This is a genomic window from Actinoplanes sp. NPDC051859, from assembly GCF_044452725.1.
Lineage (GTDB): Bacteria > Actinomycetota > Actinomycetes > Mycobacteriales > Micromonosporaceae > Actinoplanes.
On record NZ_JBITBX010000007.1, the window covers coordinates 249,683 to 263,102 of the forward strand.

The 13,420-nt window shown below is 70.7% G+C and carries 10 protein-coding genes; 5 read left to right on the forward strand and 5 right to left on the reverse strand.

All coding sequences use genetic code 11. From position 1 onward, the window contains the following. The first annotated feature begins 61 nt into the window (after positions 1–61). From ACIA1L_RS19955 to ACIA1L_RS19970, 4 genes are all read left to right on the forward strand, one after another. Entirely contained in the window at positions 62–475 is a 414-nt protein-coding gene (locus tag ACIA1L_RS19955; protein ID WP_396074300.1) for an RrF2 family transcriptional regulator, read from the forward strand. Positions 476–503: 28 nt separating this feature from the next. Further along, positions 504–1,553, forward strand: a complete 1,050-nt coding sequence (locus ACIA1L_RS19960; protein WP_396074301.1) for an ABC transporter substrate-binding protein — start codon at positions 504–506, stop codon at positions 1,551–1,553. 165 nt (positions 1,554–1,718) lie between these two features. Then, positions 1,719–2,492 carry an ABC transporter ATP-binding protein gene (locus tag ACIA1L_RS19965; RefSeq protein WP_396074302.1) on the forward strand — a complete coding sequence of 258 codons (774 nt, stop codon included), beginning with the start codon at positions 1,719–1,721 and terminating at the stop codon, positions 2,490–2,492. Continuing rightward, positions 2,482–3,366, forward strand: coding sequence for an ABC transporter permease (locus ACIA1L_RS19970; RefSeq protein WP_396074303.1), 885 nt, complete (start codon positions 2,482–2,484; stop codon positions 3,364–3,366). Before ACIA1L_RS19965 ends, ACIA1L_RS19970 begins: the two co-directional genes overlap by 11 nt. A 33-nt stretch (positions 3,367–3,399) precedes the next feature. On the opposite strand, the gene ACIA1L_RS19975 is transcribed toward ACIA1L_RS19970, so the two are convergent. Both ACIA1L_RS19975 and ACIA1L_RS19980 read right to left on the reverse strand, forming a co-directional pair. Beyond that, entirely contained in the window at positions 3,400–4,284 is an 885-nt protein-coding gene (locus ACIA1L_RS19975) for a hypothetical protein (RefSeq protein ID WP_396074304.1), read from the reverse strand. Positions 4,285–4,346: 62 nt separating this feature from the next. After that, a complete protein-coding gene (locus ACIA1L_RS19980) occupies positions 4,347–4,538 on the reverse strand; it encodes a hypothetical protein (protein WP_396074305.1) in 192 nt (63 codons plus the stop codon). Positions 4,539–4,686: 148 nt separating this feature from the next. Here ACIA1L_RS19980 and ACIA1L_RS19985 point away from each other — a divergent pair, with 148 nt between their 5' ends. Beyond that, entirely contained in the window at positions 4,687–5,418 is a 732-nt protein-coding gene (locus ACIA1L_RS19985; protein ID WP_396074306.1) for a lysophospholipid acyltransferase family protein, read from the forward strand. 104 nt (positions 5,419–5,522) lie between these two features. Here the strand turns inward: ACIA1L_RS19985 and ACIA1L_RS19990 are convergent, their stop codons facing one another. The 3 genes from ACIA1L_RS19990 to ACIA1L_RS20000 form a co-directional block, all read right to left on the reverse strand. Next, positions 5,523–5,726 (reverse strand): cold-shock protein, encoded by a 204-nt coding sequence (locus tag ACIA1L_RS19990; protein WP_015625344.1) that lies wholly within the window; start codon positions 5,724–5,726, stop codon positions 5,523–5,525. Positions 5,727–6,099: 373 nt separating this feature from the next. Beyond that, entirely contained in the window at positions 6,100–9,513 is a 3,414-nt protein-coding gene (locus ACIA1L_RS19995; RefSeq protein ID WP_396074307.1) for a UvrD-helicase domain-containing protein, read from the reverse strand. 31 nt (positions 9,514–9,544) lie between these two features. Further along, positions 9,545–13,387 carry a UvrD-helicase domain-containing protein gene (locus ACIA1L_RS20000; protein ID WP_396074308.1) on the reverse strand — a complete coding sequence of 1,281 codons (3,843 nt, stop codon included), beginning with the start codon at positions 13,385–13,387 and terminating at the stop codon, positions 9,545–9,547. Between the last annotated feature and the right edge of the window lie 33 nt (positions 13,388–13,420).

Here is a 13,420-nt window from a genome sequence, read left to right on the forward strand (position 1 = left end):
ATCTGATCCACTATTCCCATCCAACAGATAGAGTTTCCCGCCGGACCGAGAGGACAGCACCGTGTATGTCTCGGCACGCACCGACTACGCCGTCCGCGCCATGCTCGCGATTGCCGCAGACCACCCACACCTGGTCAAGGCAGCCGACCTGGCCTCGGCCCAGGACATTCCGCTCAGCTTCCTGCAGGGCATCCTGCTCGACCTGCGCCGCGCCGGCCTGCTGCACAGCCACCGCGGCGTCGACGGCGGGTACGCCCTGGCCCGGCCAGCCACCGAGATCACCGTCGGAGACGTCGTCCGAGCCGCCGGCGGGGCACTCACCACCGTTCGCGGCCTGCCCACCACGACCACGACCTACCACGGGGTCGCCACCGGCCTCAAGGACGTGTGGGTCGCGGTCGAGGAAGCCATCGAAGGTGTCGTCGATCGGCGCACCCTCGCCCACCTTGCTGTTTCCGCGCTGCCCGCCGCCTAGGGCACGCTTCCCACCATTGAGGAGAGACATGAGCTCCCGCACTCTCCGTGCGCTTGCCCTCGCCGCCGCCGCCCTGATTTCCGCCACCGCCCTCAGCGCCTGCGGCGACGACGCCGAAGCCGGCGGCGAGGCCACCGCGCTGCGCCTCGGCTACTTCCCGAACATCACCCACGCGCCGGCACTGATCGGCGTGAAGAACGGCCTCTACCAGCAGGCGCTGGGCAGCACCAAGCTGGAACCCAAGACCTTCAACGCCGGCCCGGCCGCGATCGAGGCGCTGTTCTCGGGCGCGATCGACGCCACCTACATCGGACCGAACCCGGCCATCAACGGCTGGGCCACCTCCAAGGGCACCGCCCTGAAGATCATCGCCGGCAGCACCTCGGGCGGCGCCGGCCTGGTGGTCAAGGAAGGCATCAACACCCCCGCCGACCTCAAGGGCAAGAAGATCGCCACGCCCCAGCTCGGCAACACCCAGGACGTCGCACTCCGCGCCTGGCTGAAGCAGAACGGGCTCAACGCCGACCAGCAGGGCGGCGGCGACGTCTCCGTGCTCCCGCAGGAGAACGCAACCGCCGTGCAGGCGTTCGCCCAGGGCGCCATCGACGGGGCCTGGGTGCCCGAGCCCAACCTGAGCCGGATGGTGCTCGAGTCCAAGGGCAAGATCCTGGTCAACGAGAAGGACCTGTGGCCGAACGGGCAGTTCGTCACCACCCACCTGATCGTCAAGCAGGACTTCCTGAAGAAGCACCCGGACACGGTGAAGAAGCTGCTGCAAGGCCACATCACCGCCGAGAAATTCATCGCCGGTGACGCCACCGCCGCGCAGAAGGCCGCCAACGAGCAGCTCGCCGCCCTGTCCGGCAAGCCGCTCAAGGACGACATTCTCGCCGCCGCGTTCAAGAACCTGACCTTCACCAACGACCCGGTCGCGTCGTCGCTCTACACCAGCGCCCAGCACGCCCAGGATGTCGGCCTGCTCAAGCCGGTCGACCTCAAGGGCATCTACGACCTCGGCCCGCTCAACGAGCTCTTGAAGGCCGACGGTCAGCCCACAGTCACCGACGCCGCCGCCTGATCTGCCACCCGGTCGGGCCCGCGGTGCGCGGGTCCGACCGGCACTCATCCGCCTCGCTTACCCGGAGCACCAGCACTCGCCCGCCGGAGAACCTTCACTCGCCCACCCGGCAAACCTTCACTCGCCCACCCGGAGAACCTTCACTCGCCCACCCGGAGAACCACCATGAGCATCGCGGAAGCCACAGATCTGAGAACCGAGGTCGTCCGCCTCGACCACGTCTCCAAACAGTACGGCTCCGGCGGTAACGCCCTCCTCGCCCTCGACAAGGTCTCGCTGACCGTCCGCAAGGGCGAATTCGTGTGTCTGCTCGGCGCCTCCGGCTGCGGCAAGAGCACCCTGCTCTCACTGGTCGCCGGGCTCGACCGGATCAGCGGCGGCACCCTCGACATCGGCGGCCGGCACGTCTCGCTGATGTTCCAGGAAGCCGCCCTGTTCCCCTGGCTGTCGGTGGCGGGCAACGTGGAGCTGCCGATGCGGCTGCGCGGCGTCAGCAAGGCCGACCGCCGGCGACGCGGCCAGGAGCTCCTCGACATCGTGCGGCTCAAAGGCTTCGGCGACAAGCGCCCGCACGAACTCTCCGGCGGCATGCGCCAGCGCGTCGCCCTGGCCCGCGCCCTCGCCCAGAACGCGGACATCCTGCTGATGGACGAGCCGTTCGGCGCGCTCGACGCCATGACCCGCGACATCCTGCACGACGAGCTCGAGCGGATCTGGCGCGAGCAGGACCTCACCGTCCTGTTCGTCACCCACAACGTCCGCGAGGCGGTGCGGCTCGGCGACCGGGTCGTCCTGCTCAGCAGCCGCCCCGGCCGGGTCATCGAGGACTTCCCGGTGACCCACCAGCGGCCCCGCCGCATCGACTCCCCCGAGGTGGCCGGCCAGGCCGCCGAGATCACCGACCGGCTCCGCGCGGAGGTCGCCCGACATGCAGGCTGAAATCCCCACCGCCCGCAAGGAATCCTCGGCCGCCGCCGATCGGGTCACCGGCCTCGACGCCCTCGAACTGGGCGGCAAGAGCGAACGGCCTGCCCTGGGCATCCGGGTGTGGCGCAGCGCCTGGCCCAAGCTGCTCGCCATCGCCATCGTGCTCTCCATCTGGCAGATCGTCGTCTGGTCCGAGTGGAAGCCGATCTACGTCCTGCCCGGCCCGGGCACGGTCTTCGAGGACCTCGGCAACCTGATCACCACGGCATCCTTCTGGGACGGCGTACGGCTGACCATGGTCCGCGCCCTCACCGGCTTCGCCCTGGCCGTCGCCATCGGCACGATCGTCGGCGCAGCGGTCTCCCAGTTCGCCCCGCTCCGGGCGGCCATCGGCTCGCTCATCACCGGCCTGCAGACCATGCCGTCGATCATGTGGTTCCCGCTCGCCATCCTGCTCTTCCAGATCGGCGAGAGCGCCATCATGTTCGTCGTCGTCATCGGCGCGGCCCCGTCGGTAGCCAACGGGCTGATCAGCGGCATCGACTACGTGCCGCGAACCTGGCTGCGGGTCGGTCAGGTGCTCGGCATGACGGGCTTCGCCAAATATCGCCACCTGATCCTGCCCGCGTCGCTGCCGTCGTTCATTTCCGGCCTCAAACAGGGCTGGGCGTTCTCCTGGCGCAGCCTGATGGCGGGTGAACTGCTCGTCATCGTGCCGGGGGCGCTGTCGATCGGCGTACGGATGCAGCAGTCCCGGGATCTGAACGAGTCCAGCCTGGTCATCTGCTTCATCATCGTGGTGCTGGTGATCGGCATCCTGATCGACGTGCTCTTCAAGGCCGCCGACAACGCGCTGCGCAAGCGGTGGGGTCTCAGCGGCACGTAGCCACCGCATGAGAGAGTCCGCCCGGTCAGCGCCTCAGAGCGGGCGGACAGAGGCCAGCACCTCGTTGATCACGTAGTCGAACTGGCGGTGCGTGCCGGGAATGGAGACGTAGAGGACCGCCGCGGTGGGCTTGCCGACGTCGATGATCGCCACCGCCGACCGCTCCTGGTCCGCCTGCAGTCCCGGCTGCCGGAAGTGCAGCCGGAACTCGCTGAGCCAGGCCGGCCGCCCGCCCAGCGTCGTCATCTCGTCCCGCAGCGGCTCCAGCCGGTTGGGCTGCGGGTAATACTCGGCGCGGACGTCAGCGGCCACCTGCCGGCCGACACATTCCAGGTTGAGGGTCACCGCATCGTTGTCCGCCGCCGGCACCGCCGCCGACAAGATCGAGGCATGGTACGTCCCGAGGCTGTAATCCTCGGTCACGAAATGCTGCCCCACCTTGTATGGCACCTCCAGCGTCCCGGCCCGCCAGGTGGTGTTCCAGGGCTGCCACGGAGCGCCGTATCGGCGGTAGGAAATGCCGGCTTCGGGATCGGAGGTGCGCTCGCCGGTCGCGGGTGGCAGCTGGGAAGGCTTGGGTGCCGGTCCGGCGCTGGGTGGCACGGTCGGCGCCGGGCACATCTGTGCCAGCGGCGGCCGGACTTCGCTGGGGGCGGCGGCCTTGCTGCCGAACGGGTCGCCTTCCGAGGTCAGACCCACCACGAGGATGATCGTTAATCCGACGGCCAGGATCGCCGCGGCCACACCACCGAACATCAGCATCATCCGGCGCCGGTCCGGACCGGGTGGCGGCGGCTCGGGTGGCGCGGCGGGCGGTGGAAGCAGCGGGGGCACACCCGCCGAGGTGACAGTGCCGGAGGCCCACGAGACGTCCGGCCGCGGCCAGGCGGCGGTCGTTGTGGTGGTGCGCTCGGACATTACTCCAGTGAACACCATCGGCCGGGAGCCATGGGTCCCGCGCGGCGGTAATGACAACGCTGTCAGCGATGCGAAATGAACTCCACTCGCACCTCCGCGGGCTGCGGGGTGGGTTCCACGACGGCTGGGCGCGCGCCGCCCGAGCTCGTCGGGCCGTACCAGGGAGCGAAGGCCACGATGAGGACGAGTCCGAGCCCGAGCACCGCCAACGCGCACACAAACGCCAGTTCGCGACGGGCAGACAAGGTGTTCATCCGGGCCTCCCAGGCTGAGCCGTACCCTTCGGCATCTCAGCTTGGACCGCACCGCCGTTCGGCGCAGTCACCCTTAAGACGTTGCGGACCCCGCGATCGGTTGCGTCCCTCCCAGGAAGAATTCATCGAACGCCGGTACCGTGACCCAATGGAATTCGTGTATCCCCCGGTCGTCGGACTTACCAAGACGATGTTCCGCGTGCTCGACATGAAAATTCAGATCGAAGGCGCACAGCACATTCCGGCGACCGGCGGGGCGGTGCTGGCGAGCAACCACGTCAGCTACCTGGATTTCACCCTCTGCGGGTTCGGCGCCCAACCGGCCAGACGCCTGGTCCGGTTCATGGCGAAGAAGTCGGTCTTCGACCACAAGATCAGCGGGCCGTTGATGCGGGGCATGCGGCACATCCCCGTCGACCGCAAGGCCGGCACCGCCGCGTTCCACGAGGCGGAGAAGGCTCTGAAGAACGGCGAAGTGGTCGGCGTCTTCCCGGAGGCCACGATCAGCGAGTCCTTCACCGTGAAGGCGCTGAAGTCCGGCGCGGCCCGGCTCGCCGGTGCGGCGGCGGTTCCCCTGATCCCGATGGCGGTCTGGGGTCCCCACCGGCTGTGGACCAAGGGTCACAAGCGCGAGCTCACCAAGCGGCACGTGCCGATCATCATCAAGATCGGTGCGCCCATCCCGATGCGGGAAGGCGACACCACGGACAGCACCACGCTGCTCCTGCGGGAGCGGCTGATCGAGCTCCTCGACGAGGCTCAGCAGGCCTACCCGGACAAGCCGGCCGGCCCGGACGACCGCTGGTGGCTGCCCGCGCACCTCGGCGGCACGGCCCCGCGCCCGGAAGACATCGGCGACCCGGCCCGGCAGCCGTCCTAGGGCATTTCAGTCAGTACCGCATGGCGGCGGGCACTTCTGTCAGCACAGCATGTAGGCGCCGGCCCGATGGGGAACCGGCGCCTACATGTCAGCGTGAGCTGTGATCAGAGCGGGCGGATGTTGGCCGCCTGCGGGCCCTTCTGGCCCTGGGTGACCTCGAACTCCACCCGCTGGTTCTCGTCCAGGCTCCGGTAGCCGGAGGTCTGGATCGCGGAGAAGTGGGCGAAGACGTCGGCGCCGCCGTCGTCCGGGGTGATGAACCCGAAGCCCTTGTCCGCGTTGAACCACTTCACAACGCCGGTAACCATGCTCGTCTCCTCGACGGTCGATCGCTCCAGGCCATTATGGACGGGAGCGAGGTGGTAAGACCCGTTTTTTGCGGGACTCGTGTCGCCGTACTGATCGCCCGTACCGGAGAAACCCGGGTTACGACAAAGAGCGCCTGGGGCAGACTTCCCCACAGGCGCTCCTGAGTACTTGGGAACCAAACTGACAACGCAACGGAGCCTAGCACGATGGGGATGTCCAGGCCGGGATCGGCGTGCAAATGACCCCTCAGGACCGCCCGCAACTACCTGCCGATTCGGGGCGCTTCGCGGCTTTTACCGGACGAACCTCCAGCGCCGGGCAAAGGTCCGACTCTCTCCGCCGAACGAACCGGACAAAGTGCTGCCGCTGAAGTCACCCAGCCGGGTGAGCTACGCCGGTGGTGGCGGGTGACTCCGCTTGCGGAAGCTCGGTGATCAGGGCAGCCAGGCCGTCCGCGTCCAGCAGATCGGCGGGCCGGGCGGTCACACCCTCCCGGACATAGTGGAAGCCGGCCTTCACCCGGGACACGGGCACCCCCGCCAACGCGGCCCAGGCGACCCGGTACGCCGCAAGCTGCACCGTGGCGGCCGCGGCATCCGCAGTGGTGGGGCGGCGGCCGGTCTTCCAGTCGATGACGTCGTAGCGGTCGCCGGGTTCGGCGAAGACCGCATCCATCCGACCACGGATCACCACGCCGGCGATCGTGGTGGCAAACGGCACCTCCACCTCGACCGGGGTGCGGTAGGCCCACTCCCCCGCGAGGAAAGCCTGCTGCAACGCGGCCAGGTCCTCGTCGGCGGCCGCAGCGTCATCGGCGGCACCGGGCAGTTCGTCAAGATCGAGCAGCCGGGCCGCGCCGAAGCGTTGCTCCAGCCAGGTGTGAAACGCCGTGCCGCGGCGGGCGTACGGGGCTGGACGCTGCGGTAACGGCCGGCGCAGGGAACGGGCCAGCAGTTGCGGGTCGCGGCGCAACACCACCAGCTGAGAGACGGACAGGTGCGGCGGGAGGGCCACCTCGAGCGGACCGTCGTGCCGGGCACGCTCCGCCCGCTCAGCTAGCAGCAGCGTCGCTTCCCGCCGCCAGCGCGCAATATCCGGATCCCCGGTTTCGGGCAGGCCAGTCACCTCGGCGGCCAGGCCCGCCCGGGCGCCGACCTCTTCCTCCGACTCGGCCAGCTCGGCGAACGCCAACGCGGCCTCCGGGGTCGGAGCAGCGATCATGTGCCGGATCAGGTCGGCTGCGGCGGCCATGGCCGGGCGGCGGGCGCCCAGCGGATCGGCGGGCCATTCCGCGGAAGCCACGACCTCAGCGGACGGATTCGTCTCATCAGCGGGCGGCTCCGGGGTCCAGTGGTCCACCGTGCCAGCGCCATCTAGGCAGGCGGCACGAAGCTCCGCCAAGAAGACCGACGGTCCGCGGTGACGCTTGACTCCATCGCCCCACCAATACCCGGAGGCCAGCAGCAGCCGCCGCGGACGGGTCACGGCGACGTACGCCAGCCTGCGCTCTTCCCGCTCGTCATGCTCCTTCCAAGCCCGACCGAACGTGGCGAGCGCCGCCGCGGCATCCTTCTGATCCACCGCCTCGGACAGGTCCAACGCCGGCAAGCCGGAAGCGTCACCACGAAGCGGGAAGGGCAGCACGCCCATGCCACCCAGGTAGTTGTCCGACCCGCGGGTCAGCCCCGGCCACACGTTCTTCGTCAGGCCCGCCACCGAGACGACGTCCCACTCCAGGCCCTTGGCCGCGTGCGCAGTCAACACCTGCACCGCGCCTTCCACCACATCGACCTGGCCGGGAGCGAGGCCGCGTTCCTCTTCCTCCGCCGCAGCCAGGAAAGCAAGAAAGCCCGCGATGGTACCGCCATCGGTATCACCCGCAAAACGCGCCGCGACGTCGCCGAGCGCATCCAGGTGCCCGCGCGCCAAGCCCGCATCCCCCGCGCCCCAACCACGGACCGCGACCTCGACGTCCAGGCCGATGGTGCGTTCGATATCGGCCACCAGATCGGGCAGCGGCTGGTCCAGGCGGTGCCGCAACTCGGCCAATTCCCGACTGTACGCCCGCAGCCGCGGATAGCCCTCCTGCGAAAACTGCTGGGGCGCACCCAGATCCGCCATCGCCTCCACCAGCGTGGCGTCGTCGAGCTTGTCCCCCACCACCTGCTCCGGCTCATCCCCCGTCGTGCCGGCAACCCGCGCCGCGGCAATCGCCCGGGCGCGGCGGTGCAGCGCCACGAGATCACGCGGGCCGATCCGCCACCGGGCGCCCGTCAGCAGCCGCAGCAGCGCCGCCCCGTCGGTCGGATCAGCCAGAACCCGCAGCGTGCACACCACGTCACGGACCTCGGGAGTGTCGAGCAGGCCGCCCAGGCCGACCACCTCGACCGGCAGCCCCACAGCCCGCAGCGCCTCCTCGATCGCCGGAATCTGGCTGCGCACCCGCACCAACACCGCGCTGGTCGGCCGCCTGTCGAGGGGGATGTCAGCCGGGAGCGCCTCCGGCAGCCGGGCCGCCGTGCGCCAAGCGGCCAGCATCGAGTCGGCGATCCACTGCGCCTCATCCGCGTACGTGCTCAGCAAAGCGCAGGCGACCGTCCGCTTGCCGACCCGATCAGCCACCCGCTGGGCCGGGATGAGCTCCGCGACGCGGGCGCCGGCGGCGCGCAGCGGCCGCGACAAGGCGTTGGCGACCTGCAGGATCTCCGGCCGGTTCCGCCAGCTCCGAGTCAGCTCGAGGACCTGGGCGGGGTGCCCGCCCGGCCCGGGAAACTCGGCCGGGAACCGGTCCAGCGTGCCCGCCGAAGCCCCCCGCCACCCGTAGATCGACTGGCACGGGTCTCCCACCGCGGTGACCGGGTGACCGCCGCCGAACAGCGCGTTCAGCAGGACAACCTGGGCGTGGCTCGTGTCCTGGTACTCATCGAGCAGCACGATCTTGTAGCGGCCCCGCTCGACCGCACCCACCTCCGGATGGTCCCGGGCAACCCGCGCGGCCCGCGCCAGCTGGTCGCCGAAGTCCATCGCTTCAATGTCGAGTTTGCGCTGGTCGTACAGGCGAACCAGCGGCAGCAGAGTCAACCGTTGCTGCTGCCGGAGCAGCGCGTCCGTCACGTCCTTGTAGACCCGGCCCGGCAGCCCCTGCACCTCGGCGAAGAACCGCCCCGTCCAGGCGGCCAGCTCATCCGGCGTCACCAGGTGCTCCGCCAGCTCACCGGCCAACGCCAACACGTCATCGGTCACCGTGCCCGGCGCACGGTTCAAACCCGTCATTTCCCCCGTGTACGACCGCACCAGCGAGTCGACGATCTGCCACCGGGCGGCCTCGGTCAGCAACCGCGCAGACGGCTCGTACCCGGCGCGCAGACCATGCTCGGTGACCACCCGGGCCGCGTACGAGTGGTAGGTGGCGACCGTCGGCTCACCGGCAAGCGCCTCCTGCTGGCCGAGGCGACGCACCAGCTGACCGAGCCGGGTACGGATGCGGTGGGCCAACTCGCCCGCCGCCTTCCGAGTGAAGGTGAGGCCGAGGATCTGATCGGGGTGGGCGTACCCGTTGGCGACCAACCACACCACCCGGGACGCCATCGTCTCCGTCTTGCCGGAACCCGCGCCGGCGACAACCAGCAGCGGAGCGACCGGCGCGGCGATGATGTCCGCCTGCTCCGAGGTCGGCGCGTGCAGACGCAACAACTTCGCCAACTCGACCGGCGTGTACCGCGGCCCGGAATCGGCCTGTCGCCGCGGCCTCGACGTCGCATCCGCAAAAAGACTCGGCTGGGTCACCCGACGCTCCCAGCGGCCAACCGGGCCGGCGTCATCGGGATCCCACCGCGGGTGGGCCCGGTTCGACAACTTGCCGGCCCTGCCCGCTCACCGGGCAACTGGTCCGCACCGGACAAACCCGACACTTCGCGTTGGCAACCGCCGAGAACGTTGCCGCTGCCATCGTGTCGGCCGTACGACGAACCATCGCGTACGCCCAGTTCGGGTCCTCGGCGTCAGCAAGCGGCACCTGCAGCTGCTCGCGCGCCTCCTTAGTCGGGCCAAGCTGCACCAACGCCGCGCCGCCACTCTCCGCACCAGCACTCAGCTGATCGAAAGCACCCGCGTCCACCGCCGCCTGATAGCCGGCCAGCTGAGCGTGCTGCTCGACGTCGGCAGCCGACACCGCGGTGCTCTTACCCGTCTTCAGATCGATCACCACGAGCCGGCCCTGCTCATCAACCTCGAGGCGATCCACCCGCCCGGTCAGCTGAATCGGCCGCTTCTCATCACCGAGCCGCACGGTGAACTCGTGCTCGATCGCGAGCAGCCGCCGCGGATTACGCGCCAGCCAGCGCAACAGTTTGTCGACCATTCCCTGGGCACGTTCCTGCTCCGGGCCGGCCAGCCAGCGCGCAGCCAACTCGATCGCATCGAACCGCGCCGAAACGTACTCGACCAGCCGCTCCCGGTCGGCATTCGCATCCTCGGCAAGCATCGCCGCCGCATGCACCAGATTGCCCACCCCCTGAGCAGGACCAGCCGGCGCCGCGCCACCATGCCGCTCCAGCAACCACCGCAAGCTGCACCGCAGGGCGCTGTCCATCGCCGACGGCGTGACCTTGACCGGCTCGCCCTCCGCCACCAGCGGACGATCGTCAGACAACGGCCGCAAACCCCACCAGTCGTCGGGATGGGCCCCGGGAACGCCAGCGCTCGCCAGGCGGGCCAGCTCAACAGCCGCAGCATGCCGCCGGGCCGGCGACACATCCGGCGCAATGACGACGGTACGCAGCTCAGCAACCAACGCCGCCAGGGTCAACGCCCGCGGCGGCCGCCCGACCGGCACCTCAAATTCGGCTTCTGGCTCGGGGGCGAGGTCGATGGGCTGCGGGAAGGGATCGGGCGGCTCAGCCTGTGGCATGTGGGCGGAATTGACGAGGTCTGATTCGGTGGCCGACCCACCGTGGTCGGCTGGCGCGGCGTCATCGACCAAGGCAACGTGGCCCGCCGGAACGGCGTGGCCCGCCGCGGCAGGGTCCGGGCGGGCTGAGCCGCGGTCCGGGCCGGGTTCCGGGTTACCTCCACCGGGGCCGAGGTCAGGGTCGGGGCCGAAGTCGGGGCCGAGGTCAGGGTCGGGGCCGAAGTCGGGGCCGGGGTCGGGGGCGCCGGGGCCCGAAAGGCCTGGGCGTAGGCCTGAGGGGCTAGCGGAGTCGGCGCCATCGGGGCCCGGTTCCGGGTCGGGGCCCGGTTCCGGGTCGGGGCCGCCGAGGGCGGGGCCTGGGGTCGGGCCGGGGCCGCCGAGGGCGGGGCCTGGGGTCGTGCCGGGGCCGCTGGGGCCAAAGTCGGGCGGGGGCGGGTTGTCGGGGTGGGGGCGGTCGGGGATGCCGAGTTCGGTGAGGAAGCGGCTCGGTTGTTCTTCGCCGTCGGAGCCGCCGACGCTGGCGGAGGCTACTGCGGTGACGATGAGGCGGTGGCGGGCCCGGGTCGCGGCGACGTAGAAGAGGCGGCGCTCCTCGTCGAGGAGGGCAGAGGTCTGTCCGACGATGGCGGCCAGGCCCGGGGCGTCGCGGCCGGCGAGGACGTCGACGAGACGTTCGGAGCCGAGGAGGCTGCCGCGTAGGCGCAGGTCGGGCCAGATGCCTTCCTGGACGCCGGCGAGGACGACGATGTCCCATTCCAGGCCTTTGGCGGCGTGCGCGGTGAGGATGCGGACGGCCTCACCGCGGTCGGCGGAGGGGGCGATGGAGTCGGCGGGGAGGTCTTGGCCGAGGACGTGGTCGAGGAAGACCTCGGTGCGGGCGCCGGGGAGGCGGTCGACGAAACGGGCGGCGGCGTCGAAGAGGACCACCATGGCGTCGAGGTCACGGTCGGCGGCTTCGGCACGCCACTGGCGGGCGCGGCCGCCTTCGGTGCTGGGTTCGGTGGGGGCGCCGCGGGTGCTGAGGGCGTACCAGCGGTCGGCGAGGCCGCTGGCGGTCCAGACGGCCCAGAGGACCTGCTCGGCGGTGGCTGCTGGGGCGGCTGCGGCCTCGCGGGCGACGGCGATGAGGCGGGCGACCTGCTGGGCGGGTGCGGCCCAACGGCGTTCGACGAGGTCGAGGCCGGCGGGGTCGCGGATGGCGTCGACCAGCAGTTCGCCGGAGGGTCGGCGGTCGCCTGCGGCGAGGGCGAGAGCGCGCAGCCCCTGCCGGAGCCGTCGCTCGGCCAGCGGGTCGGCGCCGCCGAGGGGCGAGTGCAGCAGAGCGACCGCGGCCTCCTCGTCGAGCGCTGTCGGGGCTAAGGCGCAGCGCAGCAGCAGGAGGAAAGGCGCGACGGCGGGTTGCAGGTGCAGCGGCAGGTCTTCGGCGTGGGTGACGGTGGGCACGCCCGCAGCGGACAGCCCGCGTTGCAGGGAGGGCAGTTGGAGGCTGGTCGACCGGAGCACGACCGCCATCCGCGACCACGGCACGCCGTGCAGGAGGTGTGCCTCGCGCAGCTGGTGTGCCACGAAGGCGGTCTCGCTGGTCGTCGACCGAAATGTCCGCACGACCGCCCCCGAGGCCGAAGCAGCAGGCGGACCCGGAACGGCAGGCGAAGCGGCAGGAGGAGCTGGTGGCAGGAGGGGGCGGTGGGTGCGGCGGCCGCGCATGCGGCGGGTGACCCGGCTCGTCGCGGTCAGGAGAGTCGGGGCAGCCCGGTAGCTGGTGTGCAGGGTGAGCGTCTCGGCGAGCGCGCCCGAGGCCGTACGGAACAGGTTGGGAAAGGTTGTCACGGCCTCCGGGTCGGCGCCGCGGAAGCCGTAGATCGAAGAGTCTGGGTCGCCGAATGCCACGAGGGCTTTGCCGCCGCCGGCGATGAGGGACAGGAGTTCCAGTTGGGCGGGGTCGGTGTCGGCTAGCTCGTCGACGTAGATGTAGTCGAGTCGGCGGCGTTCGGCGGCGAGGAGGGTGGGGTCGTCGTGGAGCAGGCCGGCGGCGGCGCGGACCAGTTCGGCGGGGTCGTAGGCGGTGGAGCCGCGGGTGGTGACGTCGCGGAGGGCGAGGACGGCGACGTATTCGCGGAGGAAGCGGGCGGCGGCGGGCCAGTCGTCGCGGCCGAGGCGTTCGCCGTGCCGGGCGAGCTCGACCGGGCCGATGCCGCGTTCGGCGGCGCGTTGCATGAGGTCGCGGAGCTGTTGGGCGAAGGCTCGGGTGGGCAGGGCGGGGCGCAGGGCGTCGGGCCAGCGGACCGTGTCGGGCAGGGTGTCGTCGCCGACCGCTTCGAGGAGCTCGCGGATGATGAGGTCCTGCTCGGGGCCGGTGAGCAGGCGGGGCGAGGGCTCACCGCGTTCGGCTGCGGCCCGGCGGAGGAGGCCGAAGGCGTACGCATGGAAGGTCCGCACCAGTGGCTCGTGGAATGCGGGCCCGGCGATCCGCGCCTCGATGCGGTCCCGCAGGGCTGTAGCGCCGCGGCGACCGAAGGTGAGGACGAGGATGCGTTCCGGGTCGACTCCGGCGGCGATCCGGGCGGCGACCGCTTCGACCAGCGTCGTGGTTTTGCCCGTGCCGGGGCCGCCGACGACCAGGAGCGGCCCGGCGGTGTGCGCCACGATGTGCTCGTGGAGTGGGTCTGTCTGCAGGGCTGCCGACCCGGGCAGGGGCCGGCGCACGAGCCGGTAGGCCGGCCGGCGCAGCGCTGCTGGGGTCGAGGTCACGGCACCTATGAGACCACGCAGCTATGACAGAAA